This window comes from Ruegeria sp. CDSC054, from assembly GCF_059610645.1.
The window spans coordinates 234,202-255,259 of record NZ_JBXWOA010000003.1; the positions used below are offsets into that span (position 1 = coordinate 234,202).

Here is a 21,058-nt window from a genome sequence, read left to right on the forward strand (position 1 = left end):
CGGAAAAGACACAAGCGCAATCGCAGAAGTTGATCAAACGCCCCAAGTGTCACTCAACCGATACCCACCCGGCCAGGGATCGTCTGGGTCAAGCATGTGCTGATGGGTTCCGGTGATCCAGCCGCGCCCGCTGATTTCTGGGATGATAGCGGGTTGGGCGCCAACCTGCGTTTCCCGAACAATTCGCCCGGTAAAGCGCGAGCCGATGATCGAGACGGCCTCAAAGGTTTGCCCGACCGTCATCTGCCCTTTGGCCGCCATTAGTGCCATGCGCGCAGATACCGCTGTGCCAGTGGGCGAGCGGTCAACCTTTCCGGGCTGGATGGCAACAGCAGATTTACCGCGCCAACCAGTCGGGGTTTTTTCAAGCGGGCCACAAAAAGCGCAAAAGGAAATGTGGGGCCAATCCGGGTTCTCGGGATGCGAGAACCCTAATTGCGCGTTGGCGGCATTCGTAATTGAAACGCCGATCCGGGCGATTTCACAGGCTTCGTCTTGGGTTATGTCAAACCCCAGCTTAGCGGCATCTACAACCACGAAACTGTCGCCTCCAAAAGCCGTATCAACAGTCAGCGTGCCCAAACCCGGAACCTCTAACGGGACAGAGAGCTTACCCGCAAAACTGGGAAGGTTTTGCACGTGGATCCGTTCTGCCTTACCGTCTCGGCATTCAGCGCGCACGCGAACCAGGCCTCCGGGCGCTTCGAGCGTCAGATTGGTTTCAGGCTCTTGGATCGGGATGATCCCGCTATCCAGCAAAACCGTCGCAACACAGATTGAGTTTGAGCCGGACATGGGTGGAGTGTCCTCGGGCTCCATGATGATAAAAGCGGCGTCGGCATCCGGGTGTTTGGGCGGAACCAGAAGATTGACGTGCCGAAATACACCGCCTCTCGGTTCGTTCAGTACAAAGTTTCTTAGCGTCTGATCGTTGGCAATATGCGTTCGTTGTTCCCAGATCGTGTCACCCGGCGGCGGTGAGACGCCGCCAACGACAACATCGCCGACCTCGCCTTCGGCATGGGCCGACACGACATGAATGGTCTTGATACTGCGCATATCCCCTCCTCAAAACCGGGTGGCGGCGTAAGGCGACAATGATATTGGTGGGTCTTGCCCATCGACCAGCGCCCCGACGAGTTCCGCAGTTCCCGCAGATTGGGTCAAGCCCAAGTGCCCGTGCCCAAAGGCGTAAATGACATCCACCGATCTACGAGACGCGCCAATCACCGGAATGCTGTCTGGCAAGGATGGACGAAACCCCATCCATTGCGTGCCACCTTCTGTTTTTAGTCCAGGCAGGAACGCCGCCGCCTTTTCCAACAAAATATCGGCGCGCTTGTAGTTTGGCGGCGAGGTCAATCCACCCAGTTCGACAGCCCCCCCTACGCGCACGCCGCCGTTGATCTTGCTGGCAACAAAGCCGTGGCGCGAGAATGTTAGGTGCATACGCAAATCAAATGCGCCCTCCGGCAAAGTCGTATTGTATCCACGCTCGGTTTCCAGTGGGATGCGATCGCCCAATGTTTGCGCTATGTGATGAGACCAGGCACCCGCGGCAATCACCACTTTGGCCGCATCAATTGTTCCGTTCGCGCATGCGAGGCGCACACCATTTTCCAGCGGTAACAGCATTCGGATATCTTTCCGTTCGATCTGACCGCCGCGACCCTGAAAAACCTCAGCAAGATGTTCGACCCATCGCTTCGGATCAACAGTGTTCAGCCAGTTCGGTGTAAACCCCGCATGGGTGAACCGAGGGCTGAGGCCCGGCTGCATCTCAGCAATCGCGGCCGGGCTTTCAAGCAGTTCAAATTCGATCCCGTGTTCGCGTCGCAAGTTCCATGTCGGCAAACTGGCGCGATATTCAGCCTCGCCTTCATACAACTGCATCTGCCCATCGCGTTGCAACAAGTATTCGGCGTCGACGTTTGGTATCAGCTGATCAAGCGCAGTTTTGGATAACGCCATCAAACTGGCTTGTGCGCCGAGTAAGTTTTCATAGCGATCCGGTCGACTGGCCCGCCAAAACCGGTACATCCACGGTGCAATTTTCAAGGCGTAGGCCGGCGGGATAGACAGTGGGCCCAACGGATCCAACAACCACTTTGGAGCTTTTCGCATGATGCCGGGCGTGGCTAGTGGTTCGACCTCAGAAAAGGCAAAGGCACCGGCGTTGCCGGCTGATGTTTCGGCCGCGATGCCCTTACGGTCCAATACAAGGACGGAATGGCCGCGTCGTTGCAGTTCGAGCGCGGTCGTAATCCCAATTACTCCGGCACCGATGACAACGACTTGTGGGGTCATGTTTCGATCCCGGCTTTGAAAGGATCGTGTTCGTCGAACAACAACGTGGCCTCAGCCATGATAAAGGCCTGCCCAGTGATCGAGGGGATAACACCCCCGTTTGGCCCGGGCTGGTAAGACAATTGATAGGAACTGCCAATCACGCTTTGCTGGATGATCTCCTGACTCGGCGCCAAACGGCCGTCGGCCGCCAGACAGGCCAGCCGAGCCGAACTGCCCGTTCCACATGGTGAGCGGTCGTAATTGTCATCGGGGCACAGAACGAAATTGCGACTGTGTACCGCCGGGTCCGGTGAAGATTCCTGTAAGATGACATGGTCAATCGGTTCGCCATTTTCTCCACCAGCCCCTTGCGCGATCGAGGCTTCGCGGATGGCGATCGACATGTCCGTTAGGTTACGAATGTTCACGGGCTCGACGGGGATCGGGCTGGGGTCAACGATAAAGAACCAGTTTCCGCCATATGCCACGTCGCCTGTAATCTGGCCGAAACCCGCGACATCCAGTGTAACGGCCTGATGAATCCTACGGCTTTCAATGTTGGTCACGGTAACGGTGTTTGCATCGTGCAGCTGGACCGTCACCACACCGGCGGGCGTTTCGATCCGGTGTTGGCCCACGTCGATTCGTCCCAGATGAGCCAATGTGACCGCCAAACCGATGGTTCCGTGCCCACACATGCCCAAAACGGCGTCGACATCGAAATAGATCACACCGGTCACGCATGTCGGATCAACCGGCTCGACCAGTAACGCAGCGACCATGGCTGGCTGACCGCGCGGCTCTAACATGACCGAGCGATAGAACGCCTCATGTTCGGTCGCCAGGCGACTTGCCCGCTCAGTCAAAGACCCGGATCCAAGTCCCGGCGCGCCATCCAGAATGACGCGCGTCGGTTCACCGCCTGTGTGACTGTCGATCACATGCATTCAGCGATCACCCCACCCTGCCTCGACCAATCGGCGAACCATGTTTGGAACAGATCATATTGCTGCTCGCAATAATTACGCTGTGCATCGGTCAGTTCATCCGTTTCGTTAAAGTGCAGACGGTATTCCTGCTCCCCGTTCAGGACCAGCAAGTGCTTGTAGTACAGCACCAAATCCGGGCCTTCGTCAAAGCTGGAAAGCACTTGAATCGCCTCTGTGAGTTCCTGCGCACGTTGGCGGGCCTCGGCATGGCCTTGCGCCGCCTTTTTGGACAGGGCGGCCAGCAGCAATGCTTCGCGCGGCAAGGCTGTGCCTATTCCCGTGATCGATCCGGTTGCACCGCAATTTACGATACCGTGGTAAACCTCGGTATCAACACCAACCATTAGGGTGACCTGATCATCCTGACTGGTGATGTTTTCAGCCGCATAGCGCAGGTCGTCTTTGCCACCGAACTCCTTGAATCCGATCAGGTTTGAATGTTCCGCGCGCAGAGCAAAGAACAGATCGGCCCGCGTAGCAAAGCCATAATACGGACTGTTGTAAATGATTGCCGGAACATCGGGGGCGGCTGTCAAGATCGCTTTGAAGTGGTTCTTCTGTGCGGTAGGTGAACTGCCGCGAGACAGAACGCGTGGAATGACCATCAGGCCAACGGCGCCTACCTTTTGCGCATGGGCTGCATGGGCTACGGCGGACTTGGTGTTGATGGCGCCGGTCCCGACCACAACGGGCAAACCCCCATCGACCAAACGCTCGACGCCTTCCATCCGCTGCGCATCTGTCAACAAGGGCCAATCCCCCATCGAACCGCAGTAGACCACCGCGGACATACCCGCCCCGATCATCTGCTTTCCTTTGTGCACCAAGGCATCAAAGTCAGGCGTCCGGTCGGGTTTGCATGGTGTCATCAGAGCGGGCATCGTGCCGGTGAACACATTGGTCGACATTGGTAAATTCCTCGATGGCTGGGCGGTTACACACGCTTTTGGAATCGCCATAACGGATATTGGATACAAAATCCAGAAAAATTGAAAACGCGCCGGATCGATGATCGGGCGCGCTCAAATTACAAAATGGATTTTTCAGCGAAGGCGGTGACCTGTTTCGGGATCAAATAGCATCGCGCGTTCCGGCCGCACTGACAGCCCGATGCGCTCACCTTGCTTGCTGCGCTGATCTTCTCGTTCCTCGACAATCAACTTATCGCCATTGGGCGTCAGCAAATACGTATAGCTCACGCCGCCAAGCGCTTCGGTCAGATCAACCGTGCAAGTGTCGCCTGCCCGGTCCACTGTGATGTGCTCCGGACGTATACCAAGAGTCACTTTGTTCATCCCAGCCGGTACGTTTACAGGCACATCCAACGGTTCACTAAGGGCCGGGTGCGAGACCTTCCCATCGATAATATCGCCGTCAAGGAAGTTCATTGCAGGCGATCCGATGAACCCCGCTACAAACCGATTGTCCGGGTCCCGATACAAGTCCATTGGAGCGCCGACCTGCTCGATCCGGCCATCGCGCAGCACCACGATCTTGTCGGCCATTGTCATCGCTTCGACCTGATCGTGGGTCACATAGATCATGGTCGCGCCAATTTCATTGTGCAGTCGCGCAATCTCGACCCGCATTTCTACGCGCAGCTCCGCATCAAGGTTGGACAGAGGTTCGTCGAACAAAAACACCTCAGGGCCCCGCACGATGGCACGCCCGATGGCGACACGCTGGCGTTGCCCGCCGGACAAGGCCTTGGGCTTGCGCTTAAGGTATTGATCCAACTTGAGGATGTTCGAGGCGTCTTGCACTTTCTTGTTGATCTCGGACTTGGGTACACCATTCATGCGCAATCCAAAGCCCATGTTCTCGGCCACGGTCATGTGCGGATAAAGGGCATAGGTCTGGAACACCATGGCCACGCCGCGCTTGGCCGGATCCATATGGGTCACGTCGCGTGCGCCGATATGGACTTGCCCTTCGGTCGTTTCCTCAAGGCCCGCTATCATCCGCAGCAAAGTGGATTTACCACAGCCCGAAGGGCCGACGAAGACACAGAACTCTCCATCTTCGATCTCCAGATCAATGCCGTGAATAACCTGCGTCTCGCCATACCGCTTGATCGCCTGGTTCAGAGTCACACCTGTCATGTCGCTTGCATCCTGTTTGTTTCGGAGCTCGGGCGGGTCTCGGGGAACCGCCAGGCCTGTGCTTCGGCTCCGATTTGTTCGGCCACACGGCGAACACGGGGAACCCAGGTTTCCAATTGGTCGAAATTCATCCGTTCGGTCGATCCGGTCACGGAAATCGCCCCTAACATCCGCCCGCCCGAGGTGAGGATTGGACAGGCAATGCAGATGATGCCGGGCTCATGCTCTTCGTCATCGACGGCGTAGCCACGACTGCGGATCAGGTCGAGATCGGCGCGCAACGCCGCCTCGGATGTCAGTGTTTTGTCGGTAAAGCGGTGGTAGCTTTGCTGAGACGCGGCGCGGTCCAGCGCGGCCTCATCCAGAAACGCCATCATGGCTTTACCCACGCCTGTGCAATAGGCCGGACCGACCTTGCCAGCCTGCGAATACATCTCAATCGGCTGGGCTGCGTTGCGTTTATCCACGTACAGCACCTGATTTGAATCAAGCTGTGCCAAATGCACCGTTTCCCCGGTTTCCCGGCTCAATGCATCCAGAAACGGTCGCGCAATCGGCGCGAGCGAGCTTTGTGTCCACGCTGCATGAGCCAGCCGAACCAATCGCAACCCTGGCGTATATGTCTGTCGGTCCGGATCATACGACAGCATTCCCTGATTGGTCAGCGTTTGCAGGAACCGATACAGGGTCGCCTTGGGGAAATTGCTGCTTTCCAACAGCTCTGCGAATCGGACCGGGCGCGCGAACGCAGCCACCTGATCCAGCACATCACATGCTTTTCCTATTGTTCCGTCACCAGCCACGGGTGCCTGTTCTCCTCCCATTAACCCATCGCAATCGACACGAGGGTCTTGACAAGACTAACCGAGTCGATGTGTAGTTTTCAATATATAAAACACGGTTTCATTATTTGGAACCTTAAAGACATAAAATGGAAGCTAAGGGAGGAAACCATGCATTCCATGTACAAGCGCACTGCCGCCGCTTTGGCAGCCAGTGTCGCACTTGCGGCACCTGTTGCCGCCGAACTGACCGGCGAGCTGCGAATCTTTCTCGATACCTCCAACCCGGCGCCACGCGCGACGATGGAGGCGATGATCGATCGATTCGCGGAACAGCATCCGGGTCTGGAAATCGAAACCACCGTGATCGACCGCGAGGCGTACAAAACTCAGATCCGTAACTTTCTAACTGCGGATACGCCGGACGTGGCGACGTGGTATGCGGCGAACCGCATGAAGCCCTACGTCGAGGCGGGCCTGTTCGAAGATGTATCGGATTTGTGGGCCGAACCTGAGATCGCCGAAAATCTGGCGTCGACCAAAGGTGCGATGACCATTGACGGCAAGCAGTGGGGTGTGCCCTACACATACTATCAGTGGGGTGTTTACTATCGCAAAGACATCTTTGACGAGTTAGGCCTGACCGAACCCACAACCTGGGAAGAAGAGCTGGCAAACTGCCAGAAGATCGTCGATTCCGGTCGTGCCTGCTATACCATCGGCACCAAGTTCCTGTGGACCGCTGGCGGTTGGTTCGACTATCTCAACATGCGCACCAACGGGTTCGACTTCCACAACCAGCTTGCCAATGGCGAAATCAGCTGGGAGGACGACCGGGTCAAACAAACCTTCGCCAACTGGAAACAGCTGATCGACATGGGCGCTTTCGTCGACAACCATCAAACCTATAGCTGGCAAGAGGCCCTGCCCTTCATGGTGAACGGCGAAGCCGCCGCGTACCTGATGGGTAACTTTGCTGTTGCTCCGCTGCGCGAAGCGGGATTGACCGACGACCAATTGGACTTCTATCAGTTCGTTTCTATCAACCCGGATGTAGAATTGGCGGAAGATGCGCCAACCGATACCTTTCACATCCCGGCCAACGCATCGAATAAAGAAGCCGCGCGTGAGTTTCTGCGCTTTGCCGTTTCCGCAGACGAGCAAACTCAGATCAACAACGGCGCAAACCTGGGCCAGCTGCCTGTGAACGCCCAATCGTCCGTCGATGAAGACAAGTTCCTGCAGCAAGGCTTTGAGATGCTGTCCGCCAACAGCCCCGGCGGCGTCGCCCAGTTCTGGGATCGTGACGCACCTGCGGAAATGGCGAAGGTGTCGATGGAAGGGTTCCAGGAATTTATGGTCAAGCCGGATAATGCTGACCGTATCCTGTCCAAACTGGAACGCGCACGTCAGCGTATCTACGAAAACTAAACCGGTCGGGTCGGGCTTTTGCCCGGCCTGCACCACTTCTTGTGTAAGGCGGGTGCATACCCGGCTTACTCCTTTGATCCAAAACCGAGTGAGCACATGTCAGCCGTCGATGTCCCTGAACAAGAAAGCTGGTTCCACAGAAATCAACAGCGCATAGCGCCCTGGCTCTTTCTGGCTCCGGGTCTGCTGTTCTTCATGGTCTATGTGATCATTCCGGTATTCCAATCCTTCAACTTGTCTTTGTACGAATGGGATGGGCTTGGCGCAGCGGAATATGTGGGTTTTCGCAACTACGAAGACCTGTATTGGGAATTGGCCGATCGCGACGCGTTTTACATATCACTGAAGAACAACCTGATCTGGTTGATCATGTACCTGCTGGCAATCCCAGCTGGTCTGTTCATTGCTCTGTTCCTGAATCAAACCGTCTGGGGCATTCGGCTCTATAAGTCGCTGTTTTTCTTCCCCTTTGTCATCTCTCAGGTCGTCGTCGGACTCGTTTTCACGTGGTTCTATGATCCGACTTTCGGCCTGTTGAACGAATTCCTAGGCTTCTTCGGCTTCGGCCCGCTGAATGTTCTAGGGGATGAGCGTTTCGTCACCTACGGCATCATCTTTGCCGGACTCTGGCCGCAAACAGCCTACTGCATGATCCTGTATCTCACTGGCCTGAACGCTGTGGATCCTGAACAGATCGAGGCCGGACGTCTGGACGGTGCAAAAGGCGGGCGGATGCTGTGGCATATCATACTGCCTCAACTACGCCCCGCCACCTTCATTGCTTTCGTTGTCACCATCATCGGCGCGCTTCGGTCTTTCGATCTGATCTCAATCATGACCCAAGGTGGCCCGTTCGGTTCATCCCGTGTGCTGGCCTATTACATGTTCGAAGTCGCGCTGTCTGAATACGGCTTCCGCATGGGATATGGCGCCGCCATCGCGGTGATCCTGTTCCTGATCATGCTGTGCTTCATCGCCTATTTCCTGTGGTCGATGTACCGCGAAGAAAGGGGGCATTAAGATGTTTCCCAAACCCATCGAAAAACAACCCCGCGGGGCTCAGATCACCTACCAGGCGATGCTGCCCCTGGCACTGCTGCTGTGGCTCGGCCCCCTGCTGGCGGTAGCGCTGTTCTCGGTCAAGCCGGCAGCCGACTTTACCAATGCGAACTACTGGGGGATGCCGTCCAGCTTTGAGGGTGCCTACAACTATGGGCAGGTATTCTTCAACTCGGACATGCCACGCTATTTGCTGAACTCGTTCATGATCACCATTCCAACAGTGATCGGTGCCGTTGCGCTTAGTTGCATGACCGGGTTTGCACTGGGGATCTATAAATTCCGCTCAAACATCTGGATCTTTTTCATGTTTGTTGCCGGGAATTTCGTACCATTTCAGATCCTAATGGTTCCTGTGCGAGATCTTACTCTAGAACTGGGTCTCTACAACACCAAAACCGGCCTCGTTTTGTTCCACATTGCTTTCCAAACGGGCTTTTGCACATTGTTCATGCGCAACTTTATCCGCGCCCTGCCCTTCGAACTGATCGAGGCGGCTCGCGTTGAAGGCATCAGTGAATGGCGCATTTTCTGGTACGTGGTCCTACCGCTGATGAAACCGGCGATCGCGGCCCTCAGTGTGTTGATTTTCACCTTCATCTGGAACGACTACTTCTGGGCTGTTGTCCTGACACAGGGTGCGGAAAGCCAACCCGTGACAGCAGGTATAACCAGTTTTAACGCCCAATTTCGGGCGGCCTATCAACTAATGAGTGCCGGTTCCATCGTCGCGGCTCTGCCGCCGGTGGCCATGTTCTTCCTCATGCAGAAACACTTCATCGCGGGTTTGACCCTCGGTGCCGTAAAATAACGTCAAACCAAAGGTTTGCCACATGACCAAGATCACCTTTATCGGGGCAGGCTCCACGATCTTCATGCAGAATATCGTGGGCGACGCCCTGCTGACACCTGCACTGGCCGACAGCCATTTTGCGCTGATGGACATCGATCCCGTGCGCCTTGCCGAAAGCGAGGCCGTCGCCAGGGCGATGATCCGCTCTGTCGGAACAGGGGCATCTGTCTCAAAGCATACCGACCGGCGCGCCGCGCTTGAAGGCGCCGATTTCGTCATCACCGCCTTCCAGGTCGGCGGCTACAAACCCTGCACGGTGACGGATTTCGAGATCCCCAAACAATACGGCCTGCGCCAGACCATCGCTGACACCCTGGGCGTCGGCGGCATCATGCGAGGCCTGCGCACGGTTCCTGTGTTGTGGGACGTTGCACGAGACATGATGCAGCTCTGCCCAAACGCAACGCTGCTGCAATACGTGAACCCGATGGCGATCAACACATGGGCCCTGGCAGAACGTTTCCCGGCGCTGAAACATGTCGGCCTGTGTCACTCTGTCCAAAACACCGTTGAAGAACTTGCTCACGATCTGGACCTGCCCAAGGACGAGTTCCGCTACAAGGTGGCAGGCGTGAACCACGTGGCCTTTTTCCTGAGGCTAGAGCATGACGGGCGCGACCTCTACCCGGCATTGCGGCAAGGGTATGCCGGCGGGCAAATTCCCAAACCACCGCTTTTGATGCCACGTTGCCCCAACAAGGTGCGGTATGAGGTGATGGAACATCTGGGCTATTTCTGCACGGAAAGTTCAGAACACTTGGCGGAATACGTTCCATGGTTCATCAAAGATGGCCGCCAGGACCTGATTGAGCAGTTCAGCATCCCTCTGGATGAATACCCAACCCGTTGCGAGGAACAGATCGCCAGTTGGAAAGAACAGGCAAAGACCCTGACTGACGGGCGTGATATTGAAGTGATCCGAAGCCATGAGTTCGCCGCCGACCTGATGAATGCGATCGTGACTGATACGCCCTACGTGGCGTATGGGAACCTGCCCAATACTGGACAGATCCCTCAACTCCCCCTTGGCGCGGCTGTCGAAACACCTTGCCTTGTCGACACTAACGGTGTCCAACCTTCGGTCGTAACAGATATTCCGCCCCAGCTGATCGCGCTGATGCGCAGCCAGATCAACGTGCAGGAACTGACTGTGCGGGCATTGGTTGAGCAGAACCCAGAATACATTTACCACGCCGCTATGATGGACCCGCATACGGCCGCTGAACTGGACCTGCGTCAGATCCGCAGCTTGGTTAGTGACCTGTTGGTGGCACATGCCGATTGGTTGCCAGACTGGTGCAAACCCGCCAAGGCGGCCTGATCCCAATTTTGAAAGGCTGAAAATAATGACAAAAAAACGCCGCTCTCAGCATTGGTATGGCAAGCTGGACAAGGATGGCTTTATCCACAGATCGTGGATGAAGAACCAAGGCTTTCCTGATCACGCCTTCGATGGTCGTCCGATCATTGGCATCTGCAACACGTGGTCGGAACTCACACCCTGCAACTCGGGCCTGCGTGATCTGGCCGAGGGTGTCAAACGCGGCGTGTGGGAGGCTGGAGGGTTTCCGGTCGAATTTCCCGTCATGTCGCTGGGCGAGACCCAAATGAAGCCCACCGCCATGCTGTTCCGCAACCTGCTGGCAATGGATGTCGAGGAATCTATTCGCGCCTATGGCATCGACGGCGTAGTCCTGTTGGGTGGTTGCGATAAGACCACGCCGGGGCAGCTGATGGGGGCCGCTTCGGTAGATCTGCCCTCTATCGTGGTCAGCTCTGGCCCGATGTTGAATGGGAAGTACCAGGGAAAAGACATTGGTTCGGGCACGGATGTTTGGAAATTCTCAGAAGCTGTGCGCGCGGGTGAGATGACACTGAAGGATTTCATGAACGCCGAGTCCGGCATGTCACGCAGCGCCGGGGTCTGCATGACCATGGGCACGGCCTCGACCATGGCATCGTTGGTCGAAGCAATGGGCATGTCCCTCCCAACCAACGCCGCCCTACCAGCAGTTGATGCCCGCCGGATGGCGCTGGCGCATCTGACAGGCAAACGGATTGTGGAGATGGTGGACGAAGATTTAAAACCGTCGGACATCCTGACCAAGGAAGCGTTCGAAAATGCCATTCTGGCCAATGCAGCCGTTGGCGGCTCGACCAATGCAGTGGTGCATTTACTCGCGCTGGCGGGCCGCGTGGGCGTAGACCTGACGCTGAAAGACTTTGAAATCGGGTCGGAAATCCCGCTACTGGTGAACTGCATGCCTTCAGGGAAATACCTGATGGAAGATTTCTGCTACGCAGGCGGTGTGCCCGTGGTTCTGAACGAGTTGAAACCCTTCCTGCGCCCTGCAAAAACCGTTCTGAACAAAGATATCTCGGCGCATTTTGAAGGGGCAGAATGCTTTAACCCCGACGTCATCCGCCCCTTCGACGATCCGGTGAAACCCGCCGCTGGTCTGCGCGTGCTGCGCGGTAACCTCGCGCCCAACGGGGCCATTGTGAAACCCTCGGCCGCGACGGATGCGCTACTGGAAACAGAAGCCGAGGCCTACGTTTTTGAGAGCATCGAAGACTTGAAAGCAAATATTGACCGGGATGATCTGCCAGTAACGTCTGAAACCATTCTGGTCCTGAAGGGTTGCGGCCCAAAGGGCTATCCCGGCATGCCCGAGGTCGGCAACATGCCGATCCCGGCCAAACTGGTGAAGGAAGGCGTCCGCGACATGATCCGCATATCCGACGCCCGCATGTCCGGCACCGCCTATGGCACCGTCATCCTGCATGTCAGCCCCGAGGCACAGGCAGGCGGTACGCTGGCACTCGTCAACACCGGGGACCGTATCCGGGTTTCTGCCAGCAACGGGGAATTGGAGTTGCTTGTCGCCGCTGAGGAGCTGGAAACCCGCCGCGCCGCGTGGCAACCGGATGATCCGCACTACACGCGCGGTTATGCGAAACTCTATGTCGACCACGTGCTGCAAGCCGATCAGGGCGCGGACCTAGACTTCCTCGTCGGCAAAGACACCCGCCTTGTGACCAGAGAGAGCCACTGATGGACCATCCAGCCACTTTTCACGATCTAAACGGCGCCTCGGTCTATATTACCGGCGGCGGCTCTGGTGTCGGGGCCGCCCTGACAGACGGTTTTTTGGCCCAGGGCGCAAACGTTGCCTTTATCGGCCGCTCGGACGCCAGCGCATTCGTTGAGGAAATGCGCGACAAACATGGCCGCGCGCCGCTGTTCATGCAGGGCGACATGACGGATACCGGATTGCTGCACGCCACAATGCAAAAGGCTGCCGAGGCACACGGACCTTTGGATGTGTTGGTCAACAACGCAGCCAATGACAAACGCCACTCGCTTGACGAAACCACCCCCGACTTCTGGGATTGGATGATCGAGGTGAATCTCAAGGCCTACTATTTCGCCTGTCAGGAGGCCGCGCGCCAAATGGCTGGCAAAGGCGGATCAATCGTCAACTTCAGCTCAATTAGCTACATGATGGGGAATGCGGGGTACCCTATCTATACGACGTCGAATGCCGGGATTACCGGGATGACGCGATCTTTGGCACGCGAATTGGGGCCGCAAAAAATTCGTATCAATGCGCTGGCTCCCGGATGGGTATTGACGCAAAAGCAACTTGATATGTGGGCCACGCCCGAAGACCTGGCGGCGCATTTGGAGCGCCAGTGCCTAAAAGAACACCTGACGCCCGATGACATGATCGCACCGACATTGTTCCTGGCCTCGGATGCCAGCCGCGCGATGACCGGACAGTGCATTGCCGTCGATGGCGGCGTTGTAGTAACGGGGTAAAGCCATGAATGCAGAGTGGATAGCTGTCGACTGGGGAACATCCCAACTGCGGGCCTGGGCCATGCAAGGCGACACCGTACTGGCGCAATCCCAGTCTGATCGGGGAATGGCCCGGCTGAGCAGAGATGCGTTTCAATCTGCCTTGCTTGACCTGATCGCCGACTGGCTGGGTCCTGAACCTGTCGACGTTGTGGCCTGCGGCATGGTCGGTGCGCGGCAAGGCTGGGTCGAAGCACCCTACTCGGCCGTCCCGTCAGCACCGCTGCCGGATGCGCCTATACGGGTACCCGGTACCGATGCCCGGATACGCGCATTCGTGGTGCCTGGGCTGAAGCAGAACGCACCGCCGGACGTTATGCGCGGTGAGGAAACTCAAATATCTGGCTTTCTGGCAACCCGCCCGAACTGGGACGGGGTTATCTGCCTGCCCGGGACGCATTCAAAATGGGTTCAGATCAGCGCTGGAGAAGTCGTGAGCTTTCGAACGTTCATGACAGGTGAGATGTTTGAGCTTCTCTCCGAGCAATCAGTGCTCAAGCATTCGGTCGGTGACGGCTGGGACGCCGATGCCTTTGCAGAAGCTACGGCAGACACGTTGTCAAAACCCGAACAATTGGCTGCACGTCTGTTTGGACTGCGGGCGGCGGATTTGTTGCACGATCAGGACAAGGGGACAGCCCGGGCAAAATTATCCGGGCTCTTGATCGGGGCTGAACTGGGCGCAACACGCCCCTATTGGTTGGGGCAGCAGCTGGCAATCATCGGCGCTGAAGGGATTTCCCAAATCTATGCGGGCGCGTTGCAACTGCAGGGTGCTTTCGTGGACACCGCTAGTGCAACCCAATGTACATTGGCAGGCCTGTCGCAGGCCCGCAAACTAACGAGGCAAACCGCATGAGCCGACCCATCATCGCCATTTTGCGTGGCTTGCAACCAGCAGAAGCCGTCAATGTAGGCCATGCCGTGATCGAATCCGGTATCGACAAGATCGAGGTGCCGTTGAATTCGCCTGACCCGCTGAACAGCATTGAATCGTTGGCCAGCTCATTCGGCGATCAAGCTCTGATCGGCGCTGGCACGGTTCTGACCCCCGAACAGGTCGAAGCCGTTGCACAAGTTGGCGGTAAGCTGATCGTTTCCCCGAATTATGACGCCGAGGTTATTGTGCGTTCTGTCGCACTAAACATGCAAAGCTGGCCGGGCGTCTATACCCCGACCGAGGCGTTTGCTGCGCTTAAGGCTGGCGCGACGGGATTGAAATTGTTCCCGGGTGTCACCGCCGGGCCAAGTGGTTTGGCCGCACTGCGACCCGTATTGCCATCGGGTACTTTGGTCTATGCCGTTGGTGGCGCTGGACCTGAGAACTTCGCCGAATGGATCAAGGCTGGGGCAGACGGGTTTGGCATCGGATCGGCCCTGTTCAAACCGGGGATGTCCGTCGCGGAAATTGCCGGTCAGGCCAAGCGGATCGTCGCTGCCTATGACGAGGCAGCTGGATGAGCTTTGTTTTTGACGACCGTCCATGTGAGCTAGGCGAAGGGCCTCTGTGGCATCCTGAACGCAAGCAACTGTTCTGGTTCGACATCATCAACAAACGTCTGATGACGCAGACAGCGGGCGAGCAACACGGCTGGCAGTTTTCGGAACATGTCTCAGCGGCAGGTTGGGTGGACCGGGATACAATAATGATGGCCTCGGAAACCGGTCTGTGGCGGTTTGGTTTGAACAGTGGTCAAAAAGACCTGATCGTCTCGCTTGAGGCGAACAACCCGGTCACCCGCTCCAATGACGGGCGCGCAGACCCGTGGGGCGGGTTCTGGATCGGGACGATGGGAAAGAACGCTGAAAAGCAGGCTGGCGCGATCTATCGGTACTGGCAGGGTGAGCTGCGCCTGCTTGTGCCCGAGGTCACAATCTCGAACGCGATCTGTTTTTCCTCAGACAGGTCCTGCGTCTATTACACCGATACAGTCACACAACAGGTCAGGCGCTGCTCGCTGGAGCCTGACACGGGCTGGCCCGAAGGCAATAGCACGGTGTTTCTCGACCTGAGCGCTGATGACCTTTATCCCGATGGCGCTGTGGTCGACGCAGAAGGCAATATCTGGATCGCCCAATGGGGGGCAAACCGTGTCGCCTGCTACGACCCGAACGGACGGTTTCGGCATGCGGTCTCGTTTCAGGCCGCACATACATCTTGCCCTGCCTTTGGCGGCGACGATCTGACGACGCTGTTTTGCACCACTGCCCGTCAGGGGTTGGACGCAGACACTGTTGAAACACAACCAACCAATGGCATGACCTTTGGCGCATTGGACGCGGGCACAGGCCAGGCAGAACACAGAGTCCTTCTATGAAACCAGAACTTGGTGTTTGCTATTACCCGGAACATTGGCCCGAGGCCATGTGGGCCGAAGACGCGGCTCGAATGGTTGAAACTGGCATAAGCTGGGTCCGGATCGGTGAGTTTGCCTGGAGCCGAATGGAGCCGGTTCCAGGCGATCTGCAGTTGGATTGGCTGGACCGTGCAATCGAAACGCTTGGGGCGGCTGGGCTCAAGGTTGTGCTGGGGACACCCACTGCGACACCTCCGCGTTGGATGCTTGAGAAATATCCCGACATGCTGGCAGTGGATGCGCAAGGAAACCCCCGCAAATTCGGCTCGCGCAGGCATTATTGTTTTAGCCATCCGGGTTATGTCCAAGAATCCGTCCGCATTGCCCGGATCATGGGCGAGCGCTATGGACGAAACCCGAATATTGCTGCTTGGCAAATCGACAATGAATATGGCTGCCACGATACGACCGTCAGCTATGGCCTCGCCGCTCTGCATGCCTTTCGGCTTTGGCTAAAGGATCAATACGGCAAAATTGACGCGCTAAACGAGGCATGGGGCAACATATTCTGGGCGATGGAGTATCGCGATTTCGACCAGATTGATCTGCCCAATCTGACAGTAACCGAACCCAACCCGGCGCATGTTCTGGCGTTCCGGCGTTTCAGTTCGGATCAGGTCGTTGCGTATAACAAAGCCCAGGCAGATGTACTGCGCGCTTTGACCGATGCACCTTTGTTGCACAACTATATGGGCCGAGTGCTGGATTTCGATCATTTCAAGGTTGGCGAAGATTTGGATATCGCCACATGGGACAGCTATCCAATCGGTTTCCTCTCTGATCGGCTTGAGGCGGATGAAGCCCACAAAACCGCCTTTCTTCAGCAGGGCGATCCAGACATGCAGGCTTTTCATCATGACCTGTATCGCGCGGTCGGCCGCGGGCGTTGGTGGGTGATGGAGCAGCAACCCGGCCCGGTGAATTGGGCCCCGTACAATCCGGCACCACTACCCGGAATGGTTAAGCTGTGGTCCCTAGAGGCAGTGGCGCATGGTGCAGAGGTTGTCAGCTATTTCCGCTGGCGGCAGGCGCCGTTTGCGCAAGAGCAAATGCATGCGGGGCTGCTGACACCCAACAACCGCCCTGCCCCGGCCCTGACCGAGGCAAAGCAGACTTCGGACGCGTTGTCAGAAATCGGCAACGTTGTGCAAACACGGGCCCAGGTGGCCATCCTGTTCGACTACGCCTCGGATTGGGCTTGGTCGACACAGCCCCAAGGCGCGGGATTTGACTATTTCCGTCTGGTTTTCTCGGCGTATCGCGCTTTGCGGCGGGCGGGCTTGTCTGTGGACTTCGTGTCCTCAACCAACATTCCGCGCGTTGGCTACAAGTTCATCCTTGCTCCTGGGATAGCCACCATGAGCGACAATTTGGAACGTCAATTGGCGGAGGCCTGTGATCTGCTCATCCTAGGTCCACGCAGCGGGGCGATCACACATGATTTCCAGATTCCCCGGGAACGACCCGGTCTGAACGGTCTGAAATGCGACGTCGATCTGGTCGAGACCCTGCCGCCCAACATCCGCCGTGGCGTCGATGGCGGCGGTGCGGCGCAACATTGGATCGACAGGGTTTCGGGTACTGCCCCCAATTTGCTGACATTTGCAGATGGCACCCCTGCGCTTTTGGGTGAAAATCGTCTTTGGTATCTGGCAGGTTTCCCGGATGACACATTATGGGACCGGGTTGTTGAAATGGCCGCGCGCAAAACCGACGTTGCCCTTCATCCGATGCCCAAGGGGTTGCGCCGTCGCGAGACGGCCACGCATGTTTTCCTAATAAATTACAATGCGCAACCGGTCGCATGGAACGGTGACGTCGTTGACGCCTGTGACGTTGCTGTCACGCAGAAAGACGCGCCCGAAGAGGAATAGCCTCTCCGGGCGCACGTTTAGGATTTAACTTCGGAACCTACTGGTCAGTCTGCAGGCTGTTGGGATCGAACACCCCCCCAAAGCCACCGTTGTTTGAAGGCGGAGTTTCAGTATCTGAACTCTCCTCCTCGGCATCACCACCCAGAGTATTCGGCGCGAAGACATTGCCAAAACCACTGTTGTTGGATGGTTTCGGTGTGGATTGCTGCGCACCACCTTGATCGGCTTCTTCGGCCTCGCGCTTCTTACGCTGTTCTTCGCGCTGCTTGCGCAACTCTTGAATGCGTTGTTCGGCTTCCAGGCGTTTCTGCTCTTTCACATTGGCGATGCATTGGCCGGGGTTGTAGGCCGTTGCGGTGCCAACGACAGTGATCGTCGCAACCGCAAACACAACCAGCAGGACAGCCGCCATGTTGCCAGCAAAGAAGCTGGGCAGCTTAATCTTGCCGGCCAGCTCCTCAACTGTGGCGCTCTTGCGGGCTGCGGCCACCAGTTCCTGACGCTTCAGCTTGGCTTCGTTCAACAAGGCAAAGAACACTGTCAACGCCACGATGATGAAGGCCAGAGCCGAAATGGCGGGTGTAATGCCGTAGCGCACCTTTTGGGCCAGTTCGATCGTAAGCGTCGGGTATTCACCAAAGGTGAAAGTGGTCGTGTTGTAGTTCTCGAACGAAGCGAGGAATGCCAGCACAGCAGCCGACGCGATCGCAGGACGCATGAAGGGCAACAGGATCTTGCGGAAAGCCTGAGCATGCGTTGCACCAAGGTCCAGTGCCGCTTCGGTCAATGCCACATCGTAACGCTGCAGGCGCGCCACAAGAACCAGCATGCAATAGCTTGCAATGAAGGTAGATTGGCCGATTACCGTCAGGAAGATACCGTTGGACAGGAAGCTATCTGCACCCAGTCCCAGCATCCGGTTGATCCGATCCCAGAACACCAAAGTCGAGATGCCCAGAACAACACCCGGGATCAGGATCGGAGCGATTATGATCGTATAGTAGGTCGCCCGCAACTTGGGCCAGATCTGGGTCAGCATCAGCGCACCGGCCAGACCCATCGCCACCGACAGAACTACCGTTCCGGCGCCAATGATCAGCGAGTTCTTGATACCGTTCAGAATGCGCTGATCCTGAAACAGCTCGCCGAACCACTGGAAGGTCAGACACTCCCACGGCGTCATCCGTGGGAAGGCCGACGAATTGAAGGCGGTGACCGACATGATCACCAGCGGGCCCAGCAGGTACAGGAAGAAGATGACCAGATAGACCCAGATGCTTACACGAAGGAAGGAATTATTCATTTCCCGATATCCCCCATGTTCACCTTGAACAGGCGCATCATCGCCAGCACGAACAGGATACATGTCACCAGAAGAACGATGGCGTAGGCGGCACCTTGCGGCCAGTCATTGTTGTCGTTGAATTGCTGGTAAATCAGCTGCGTGAACCACAGACTGGACGGTCCGCCCAGGATTTGCGGCGCGGCCAGCGCACCGGCGCTTAGCATGAACACCATGGTACAGCCCGAGCTGATGCCTGGCTTGGCGTAAGGAATGACCACACGCCAGTGAATCCGCCACCATGGCGCACCAAGATCACGCGCGGCCTCGATCTGGTTTTTGTCCAGACTTTCGATCACGTTGTACATTGGGAAGATCATCAGCAGGATGTAGGCATAACCCAGACCGGCATAGAGCGCGATGTCATTGCGAATAAAGTCAAACGGCGTATCCCAGATGCCCAGCCCCACGAACAGGGTATTCAAAACACCGGTCTCACCAAAGATGATCCGCAGGGCAAAGGCACGCAAAATCTCGTTGATCCAGTATGGGATGATCAGCATGATCGCGAAAATGCGAATGTGGTTGCCTTTGGACTGACCCAGGTAATAGGCAATCGGATAGCAGAGGATCAGATTGAAGATCGTCACACAGACTGCGGCCAGCAGTGTGCGGAAAAAGACCCTCAGGTCGACGGCATTATAGGACTGACTACCGCCTTCGGGGCCATAGATCAGGTACTTGTAGTTCTCCAGCGTATAGACGTCCTTGGGCCCGCCAATCTCGGGCGGTGGCAGGTTCGGACGGAAGGAAAAATCCAGCATCGACAGCTGGGGCAGAATGATCAGGCCAATGGTCCAGAACAGGACAAGACCCAATATTGCGGCGCCCATGCCGATGCCGTTTCGGTTAAAGAATTCTTTCAGGAAGCCTGGCATAGTCGGGCCCCTTATTCCGCGGCCAATTCACCCGCCGGAACCAGAACCGCATTGCGGGTCTCATATTCCAACGTGATGTTTTGGCCTGTGTGGTCATCGAAGGATTGGCCGAGGTTTGGCAAGGACACCTTGATCTCTTTACCGCCGTCACCTTCGGTGAAGATGTTGAAGACGTTACCTTCGAATTCTTCGTGGTTCACCCGCGCGGTGACAAAGTGATCGCCTGACGCACCATCGGAGGCGATCGCAAAAGCCTCGGGGCGAATGAACATCATGGCGTCATCACCCACTGCCAGCTTTCCTTGGTTGGCGGTCGAGATGCGTGCAACCAATTCACCAGACCGGTTCGTTGAAATCAGCGCTTCGTTCCCCATAATCTGTTTAATTTTGCCGCGGAATACGTTGTTTTCACCTACGAAAGAGGCCGCGAATGCAGTGTTGGGATCATTATAAATGGTCTTGCCATCAGCGATTTGATCGATCACACCAGCTCGCATGACCGCAATATTGTCTGACATGGTCAGGGCTTCACCCTGGTCGTGGGTGATATAGATGAAGGTGATGCCGACGCGCTTTTGAATCTCTCGCAGCTCGGTGCGCATATGCTGGCGCAGTTTGAGGTCCAGCGCGGACAACGGTTCATCCAGCAAAAGTACATCCGGTTCTGCACATAGCGCGCGGGCGATGGCAACCCGTTGGCGCTGACCACCGGACAACTCGCTTGGCAATTTGTCACCCTGGTCGGGCAGTGCGATCATGTCCAGCAGCTCATCGGCACGCTTTCGGCGCTCTTTTGCGCTTGCGCCACTGATCTCCAATGAGAAGGTGATATTTTCCCACACTTTCATCAGCGGGAACAACGCGAGGTTCTGAAAAATAAGGGCGGTCGGGCGTTTGTTCGGGCCGATGCCCCGCATATCTTTGCCACCGATCAGAACTTTGCCTTCGCTTGGTTCAAGAAAGCCCGAAACTGCTCGCAGGATCGTTGTTTTGCCGCACCCCGAGGGACCGAGAAATGAAAAGAAGTCGCCCCCGTTGATGTTCACGTTTGCATCCCTCACGGCAACAAAATCACCGAAGCGGATCCACAGGTTCTCAAGATCTACACCGACCCCTGCACTCATTTTTGGTATCTCCGTCAGGTACGGTCCGTGACCGCACCGAAATAGCGTCCGTCACGCCGTTGTGGCATGCGGGTTGATAGCCCTCCGCACAGTGGCGGAGGGCACCTTGTCAAAGC

General features: G+C 56.7%; 19 protein-coding genes. 10 read left to right on the forward strand and 9 right to left on the reverse strand.

Annotation, left to right across the window (positions count from 1 at the left end; translation table 11 throughout):
* Positions 1-33: 33 nt before the first annotated feature.
* The 6 genes from AC2FGC_RS08900 to AC2FGC_RS08925 all read right to left on the reverse strand — a co-directional run bounded on the left by AC2FGC_RS08900 (position 34) and on the right by AC2FGC_RS08925 (position 6,183).
* Positions 34-1,059, reverse strand: a complete 1,026-nt coding sequence (locus AC2FGC_RS08900) for a trans-3-hydroxy-L-proline dehydratase (RefSeq protein ID WP_496724725.1) — start codon at positions 1,057-1,059, stop codon at positions 34-36.
* A gap of 9 nt (positions 1,060-1,068) precedes the next feature.
* Positions 1,069-2,307 carry an NAD(P)/FAD-dependent oxidoreductase gene (locus tag AC2FGC_RS08905; RefSeq protein ID WP_496782097.1) on the reverse strand — a complete coding sequence of 413 codons (1,239 nt, stop codon included), beginning with the start codon at positions 2,305-2,307 and terminating at the stop codon, positions 1,069-1,071.
* Positions 2,304-3,236, reverse strand: a complete 933-nt coding sequence (locus AC2FGC_RS08910) for a 4-hydroxyproline epimerase (protein WP_496782099.1) — start codon at positions 3,234-3,236, stop codon at positions 2,304-2,306. Before AC2FGC_RS08910 ends, AC2FGC_RS08905 begins: the two co-directional genes overlap by 4 nt.
* The gene (locus AC2FGC_RS08915) at positions 3,227-4,186 is read right to left on the reverse strand and encodes a dihydrodipicolinate synthase family protein (RefSeq protein WP_496724731.1); all 960 of its coding nucleotides are present in this window, start codon (positions 4,184-4,186) and stop codon (positions 3,227-3,229) included. The genes AC2FGC_RS08910 and AC2FGC_RS08915 overlap by 10 nt, the downstream gene beginning before the upstream one ends.
* A 135-nt stretch (positions 4,187-4,321) precedes the next feature.
* Complete coding sequence (locus AC2FGC_RS08920; RefSeq protein WP_496724733.1) at positions 4,322-5,380, reverse strand: ABC transporter ATP-binding protein; 1,059 nt, start codon at positions 5,378-5,380, stop codon at positions 4,322-4,324.
* Positions 5,377-6,183 (reverse strand): IclR family transcriptional regulator, encoded by an 807-nt coding sequence (locus AC2FGC_RS08925; protein WP_496725212.1) that lies wholly within the window; start codon positions 6,181-6,183, stop codon positions 5,377-5,379. Before AC2FGC_RS08925 ends, AC2FGC_RS08920 begins: the two co-directional genes overlap by 4 nt.
* Before the next feature lie 150 nt (positions 6,184-6,333).
* Between AC2FGC_RS08925 and AC2FGC_RS08930 the strand changes: the two genes are divergently transcribed.
* The 10 genes from AC2FGC_RS08930 (at position 6,334) to AC2FGC_RS08975 (ending at position 17,598) form a co-directional block, all read left to right on the forward strand.
* Positions 6,334-7,593: an ABC transporter substrate-binding protein gene (locus tag AC2FGC_RS08930; protein ID WP_058271992.1), complete on the forward strand. Its 1,260-nt coding sequence runs from the start codon at positions 6,334-6,336 to the stop codon at positions 7,591-7,593.
* 96 nt (positions 7,594-7,689) lie between these two features.
* The gene (locus AC2FGC_RS08935; RefSeq protein ID WP_058271993.1) at positions 7,690-8,613 is read left to right on the forward strand and encodes a carbohydrate ABC transporter permease; all 924 of its coding nucleotides are present in this window, start codon (positions 7,690-7,692) and stop codon (positions 8,611-8,613) included.
* A gap of 1 nt (position 8,614) precedes the next feature.
* Entirely contained in the window at positions 8,615-9,463 is an 849-nt protein-coding gene (locus AC2FGC_RS08940) for a carbohydrate ABC transporter permease (RefSeq protein WP_058271994.1), read from the forward strand.
* Between the two features lie 22 nt (positions 9,464-9,485).
* Positions 9,486-10,826 carry an alpha-glucosidase/alpha-galactosidase gene (locus AC2FGC_RS08945; RefSeq protein ID WP_496782101.1) on the forward strand — a complete coding sequence of 447 codons (1,341 nt, stop codon included), beginning with the start codon at positions 9,486-9,488 and terminating at the stop codon, positions 10,824-10,826.
* Between the two features lie 25 nt (positions 10,827-10,851).
* On the forward strand, positions 10,852-12,561 hold the full coding sequence (locus AC2FGC_RS08950) for an IlvD/Edd family dehydratase (RefSeq protein WP_496724737.1): 1,710 nt from the start codon (positions 10,852-10,854) through the stop codon (positions 12,559-12,561).
* Positions 12,561-13,328 (forward strand): SDR family NAD(P)-dependent oxidoreductase, encoded by a 768-nt coding sequence (locus tag AC2FGC_RS08955; protein WP_496724739.1) that lies wholly within the window; start codon positions 12,561-12,563, stop codon positions 13,326-13,328. The genes AC2FGC_RS08950 and AC2FGC_RS08955 overlap by 1 nt, the downstream gene beginning before the upstream one ends.
* Before the next feature lie 4 nt (positions 13,329-13,332).
* Positions 13,333-14,226 (forward strand): 2-dehydro-3-deoxygalactonokinase, encoded by an 894-nt coding sequence (locus AC2FGC_RS08960; protein ID WP_496724741.1) that lies wholly within the window; start codon positions 13,333-13,335, stop codon positions 14,224-14,226.
* Positions 14,223-14,828, forward strand: coding sequence for a 2-dehydro-3-deoxy-6-phosphogalactonate aldolase (locus AC2FGC_RS08965; protein ID WP_496724743.1), 606 nt, complete (start codon positions 14,223-14,225; stop codon positions 14,826-14,828). The genes AC2FGC_RS08960 and AC2FGC_RS08965 overlap by 4 nt, the downstream gene beginning before the upstream one ends.
* Positions 14,825-15,685, forward strand: a complete 861-nt coding sequence (locus tag AC2FGC_RS08970) for an SMP-30/gluconolactonase/LRE family protein (RefSeq protein ID WP_496724745.1) — start codon at positions 14,825-14,827, stop codon at positions 15,683-15,685. Before AC2FGC_RS08965 ends, AC2FGC_RS08970 begins: the two co-directional genes overlap by 4 nt.
* Entirely contained in the window at positions 15,682-17,598 is a 1,917-nt protein-coding gene (locus AC2FGC_RS08975; protein ID WP_496724748.1) for a beta-galactosidase, read from the forward strand. The genes AC2FGC_RS08970 and AC2FGC_RS08975 overlap by 4 nt, the downstream gene beginning before the upstream one ends.
* Positions 17,599-17,635: 37 nt before the next feature.
* Here the strand turns inward: AC2FGC_RS08975 and AC2FGC_RS08980 are convergent, their stop codons facing one another.
* The 3 genes from AC2FGC_RS08980 to AC2FGC_RS08990 are packed head-to-tail and all read right to left on the reverse strand — an operon-like array spanning position 17,636 to position 20,942.
* On the reverse strand, positions 17,636-18,901 hold the full coding sequence (locus tag AC2FGC_RS08980) for an ABC transporter permease (RefSeq protein ID WP_496724750.1): 1,266 nt from the start codon (positions 18,899-18,901) through the stop codon (positions 17,636-17,638).
* Positions 18,898-19,818 (reverse strand): ABC transporter permease, encoded by a 921-nt coding sequence (locus AC2FGC_RS08985; RefSeq protein WP_058272003.1) that lies wholly within the window; start codon positions 19,816-19,818, stop codon positions 18,898-18,900. The genes AC2FGC_RS08980 and AC2FGC_RS08985 overlap by 4 nt, the downstream gene beginning before the upstream one ends.
* An 11-nt stretch (positions 19,819-19,829) precedes the next feature.
* Positions 19,830-20,942: an ABC transporter ATP-binding protein gene (locus tag AC2FGC_RS08990; protein WP_058272004.1), complete on the reverse strand. Its 1,113-nt coding sequence runs from the start codon at positions 20,940-20,942 to the stop codon at positions 19,830-19,832.
* Between the last annotated feature and the right edge of the window lie 116 nt (positions 20,943-21,058).

What these genes read in the sequence shown, in the direction of transcription:
- AC2FGC_RS08900 (WP_496724725.1), bottom strand. Translation starts at nt 1,059, where the DNA reads ATGCGCAGTATCAAGACCATTCATGTCGTGTCGGCCCATGCCGAAGGC.
- AC2FGC_RS08905 (WP_496782097.1), bottom strand. Translation starts at nt 2,307, where the DNA reads ATGACCCCACAAGTCGTTGTCATCGGTGCCGGAGTAATTGGGATTACG.
- AC2FGC_RS08910 (WP_496782099.1), bottom strand. Translation starts at nt 3,236, where the DNA reads ATGCATGTGATCGACAGTCACACAGGCGGTGAACCGACGCGCGTCATT.
- AC2FGC_RS08915 (WP_496724731.1), bottom strand. Translation starts at nt 4,186, where the DNA reads ATGTCGACCAATGTGTTCACCGGCACGATGCCCGCTCTGATGACACCA.
- AC2FGC_RS08920 (WP_496724733.1), bottom strand. Translation starts at nt 5,380, where the DNA reads ATGACAGGTGTGACTCTGAACCAGGCGATCAAGCGGTATGGCGAGACG.
- AC2FGC_RS08930 (WP_058271992.1), top strand. Translation starts at nt 6,334, where the DNA reads ATGCATTCCATGTACAAGCGCACTGCCGCCGCTTTGGCAGCCAGTGTC.
- AC2FGC_RS08935 (WP_058271993.1), top strand. Translation starts at nt 7,690, where the DNA reads ATGTCAGCCGTCGATGTCCCTGAACAAGAAAGCTGGTTCCACAGAAAT.
- AC2FGC_RS08940 (WP_058271994.1), top strand. Translation starts at nt 8,615, where the DNA reads ATGTTTCCCAAACCCATCGAAAAACAACCCCGCGGGGCTCAGATCACC.
- AC2FGC_RS08945 (WP_496782101.1), top strand. Translation starts at nt 9,486, where the DNA reads ATGACCAAGATCACCTTTATCGGGGCAGGCTCCACGATCTTCATGCAG.
- AC2FGC_RS08950 (WP_496724737.1), top strand. Translation starts at nt 10,852, where the DNA reads ATGACAAAAAAACGCCGCTCTCAGCATTGGTATGGCAAGCTGGACAAG.
- AC2FGC_RS08955 (WP_496724739.1), top strand. Translation starts at nt 12,561, where the DNA reads ATGGACCATCCAGCCACTTTTCACGATCTAAACGGCGCCTCGGTCTAT.
- AC2FGC_RS08960 (WP_496724741.1), top strand. Translation starts at nt 13,333, where the DNA reads ATGAATGCAGAGTGGATAGCTGTCGACTGGGGAACATCCCAACTGCGG.
- AC2FGC_RS08965 (WP_496724743.1), top strand. Translation starts at nt 14,223, where the DNA reads ATGAGCCGACCCATCATCGCCATTTTGCGTGGCTTGCAACCAGCAGAA.
- AC2FGC_RS08970 (WP_496724745.1), top strand. Translation starts at nt 14,825, where the DNA reads ATGAGCTTTGTTTTTGACGACCGTCCATGTGAGCTAGGCGAAGGGCCT.
- AC2FGC_RS08975 (WP_496724748.1), top strand. Translation starts at nt 15,682, where the DNA reads ATGAAACCAGAACTTGGTGTTTGCTATTACCCGGAACATTGGCCCGAG.
- AC2FGC_RS08980 (WP_496724750.1), bottom strand. Translation starts at nt 18,901, where the DNA reads ATGAATAATTCCTTCCTTCGTGTAAGCATCTGGGTCTATCTGGTCATC.
- AC2FGC_RS08985 (WP_058272003.1), bottom strand. Translation starts at nt 19,818, where the DNA reads ATGCCAGGCTTCCTGAAAGAATTCTTTAACCGAAACGGCATCGGCATG.
- AC2FGC_RS08990 (WP_058272004.1), bottom strand. Translation starts at nt 20,942, where the DNA reads ATGAGTGCAGGGGTCGGTGTAGATCTTGAGAACCTGTGGATCCGCTTC.